Consider the following 2,634-nt stretch of genomic DNA (forward strand, 5'->3'; position numbering starts at 1 on the left):
TTTTTCGAGTTCGGATATGCGATCGCACTGCTCCTCTAAAACATCTTTCAAATCTTCTGGCAACAATATGGTATCATCTGGTAATAGCTCAGTCACGCATTCTCCCAATTCTTGAATCAGAGTCGCCACGCTTTTTAACCATAAAGGGTTGCCTTGGTAGCGGTGAATTAGTGCTGAGTAGTTGTCGATTTCTGCTAATCCATAATCTCTCAGTATTTCCCGTGCGGCAGCGGTGTCTAAACCAGTGAGTTGTAAAGTACGAATATTCGTATTTTGGCTTTCAATCTGAGGAACTTCTCTCGGTTGTTCCCATCCGATTAACAGAAAGCAGCTTTGATGGGATAATGTTTTTATCTGTTTGAACAAAGAGCGATATTCTTCGTATCCAGGTTTATACTTTCCTGCGAATTCGCCGCTACTGAAAAGGTTGTGAACGTCATCTAATACGACTAAACAGCGATATTTTTGTAAATATTTAATTAGAGGTAATGGTTTTTGGTTAGTTGCAGGCGAATCTGGCTTTTCTGACTGGGAGAAAAACTGGATTAGTTTATGTTGAAATTCGTCTAGGGTGTATGATTCGTCTAGATTGCACCAAATCACATATTCAAATTCATCTTTAATTTGTTGTACGAGTTGCACAGCTAATGTTGTTTTGCCGATACCGCTGATACCCGTGAGTGCTATTAAGCGACAGCGTTGTTGTAAAATCGATGTGGTGAGGGTGTCGAGTTCGGGAGTGCGATCGTAGAAAGCACCCAACTCCGGCATCTCGCTTAAATCGTGATGTAGAGTTTCAGATTGTCTTGTATTAGTTGTTTCTTGATTAGGTGGGTGTGAGTTGGGGGTATCTGGAGGGTGTTTAGCTTCTCTACAGACGTTAAAGCTACCACTAACTACACCGCTCACTACAACATCCTGTGCAAAATTTAAAACATTAGATGTTTGCACCCTCTCTATTGCTGATCCAATATTTGATTTACTTACTTTTTCTCCTAACTCTTCTGAAAGTAGTTGCCATAATTGTGAACCTGCATTTCTAACACGACTTTCAGAACAATCGAAATCCTTGGCTATTTGCTTATATGTCTCATGTTGTAGAGTTCCGCGCAGTAGCGCTTCTTGTAAATGGACACGATCGAATTACTGGAAGGAGCTTTTACGCTGGACACGACTATGTGAGGGAGCGCGATCAGGAGCAATCTGATGAATCAGAAGACTCATCTGATCCTGATGAAGACTAATCTGATGATTAGTTAAAGCTAGACCTTACACTGCACAGGAATGGAAAACCCTTGATAAGGTGTTGATAGTCGCTGCTGCTCAACATTACCGTTGAGCAGCTCACTAAGATCCAACGAGTGATGCTAGAACAGGTAGTGATCGCACAACCAAAATAAAGTGCGATCGATGTCTGCGCTACAATATCAGTGTAGCGATCGGGAGTTAGACTATGCTCGGACTTCTTCGAGCGATCGCCTCACTAAAAGTGCGATCGCATCTCACAACAGGCTCCCAAGCGATGCGATGCTTGTACTCCGAGAGCGATCGGCCCATCAAAAGAAAGAGCGATCGCCTACAGAAATATAGAATATTGGCTAACTGAGTGTTTGTAGCGCCGAATTACCTGTAAGGTTGGCATCAACTGTAGCTAATTTTAACCCATAGTAAATGGCTGTAGCGGCAATAAATCGGTCTCCAGGGTCTTGATGGGGTAGTATTTTTAAGGCGAGTCATCCTCATCAACAAGCCGGAGAACACTGTTGTACAAAGGTGCGGCAATCCAAAACCCAGCTTCGTCGATCAAAGCATCTAGCAAAGGTTTCACCACAGTAATCAAACCTTGACTCTTTGCCTCAACCAAAATGCCCAAAATCCCCGTGTAGCGAAGATTAAATCTAGCAGCCACCAGACGACCCCGACGTTCATCAATCAAAACTTGATCCGCTTCCAATTCCAGTGCCAAAGCGATCGCCTCAGCCTCACCCATATCAAGTTCATTACTGAGTGCTTCAATGACTGTGCGATCGCTAACCGAACAAGTTTTAATCCACTCAAAAGTTTGCACTTCAGCCGCGCCTGCAACTGGGAAATCAGGGTCAGTTAACTCTCGATAGACAGCTTCCGGGATAATAACTGTCTCGTAAAGTTGTTGGAGTAAATAGAGTTGCTTAATCGCAGCAAGATTATTGATGGGTGATGTATCGCTGACAATGATCACAACCTACCCATCTCCCGTAAATTCTTAATATCTTGTTCAAAATCTTCTACACCGTAATGCACCGGGATTTGACGGCTTGCCAGTAGGTGTTGAAAAGCAATACGGTTCATCAGAGCAAACCGACTCGCTTGAGCAAGGGTAAGCTTTTCCGTCTGAAAGAGCAGCACAGCAATTTCTTGCCTCATTTCGGCTTCAGTCATCCGAGTTGTAGTTAAAATTTCATCGGAGATCACAATACTCATAGCTCAAGTCCTTTCTATCATCTCACAATCTTATCCATTTCTACCATAACAATGGGATGATTGAACGGATAGCGACGCACCACCAAAAGAAAGCGCGATCGCACTATCTGTCAACTTCTGACAACTTGCACTGCTCGCTCTACATTCAATTCACCTTCAGCTAAAACCTCA

The 2,634-nt window shown here is 43.2% G+C and carries 4 protein-coding genes and 1 pseudogene; 1 reads left to right on the forward strand and 4 read right to left on the reverse strand.

What is annotated here, in order from left to right; translation table 11 throughout:
• Nucleotides 1–951: NB-ARC domain-containing protein (locus tag LAY41_RS32010; protein ID WP_249106728.1), on the reverse strand; the 951-nt coding region annotated here is incomplete at its 3' end.
• A gap of 12 nt (nt 952–963) precedes the next feature.
• A pseudogene (locus tag LAY41_RS33015) lies at nt 964–1,119 on the reverse strand (helix-turn-helix domain-containing protein); the annotation flags it as partial.
• A gap of 291 nt (nt 1,120–1,410) precedes the next feature.
• Between LAY41_RS33015 and LAY41_RS32015 the strand changes: the two are divergent.
• Nucleotides 1,411–1,590 (forward strand): hypothetical protein, encoded by a 180-nt coding sequence (locus tag LAY41_RS32015; RefSeq protein WP_249106730.1) that lies wholly within the window; start codon nt 1,411–1,413, stop codon nt 1,588–1,590.
• Nucleotides 1,591–1,723: 133 nt separating this feature from the next.
• Here LAY41_RS32015 and LAY41_RS32020 read toward each other — a convergent pair whose 3' ends face one another.
• On the reverse strand, nt 1,724–2,221 hold the full coding sequence (locus tag LAY41_RS32020) for a PIN domain-containing protein (protein ID WP_249106732.1): 498 nt from the start codon (nt 2,219–2,221) through the stop codon (nt 1,724–1,726).
• Nucleotides 2,218–2,463, reverse strand: coding sequence for a UPF0175 family protein (locus LAY41_RS32025; protein ID WP_249106734.1), 246 nt, complete (start codon nt 2,461–2,463; stop codon nt 2,218–2,220). The genes LAY41_RS32020 and LAY41_RS32025 overlap by 4 nt, the downstream gene beginning before the upstream one ends.
• Nucleotides 2,464–2,634 lie beyond the last annotated feature (171 nt).

Source organism: Argonema galeatum A003/A1 (assembly GCF_023333595.1).
Lineage (GTDB): Bacteria > Cyanobacteriota > Cyanobacteriia > Cyanobacteriales > Aerosakkonemataceae > Argonema > Argonema galeatum.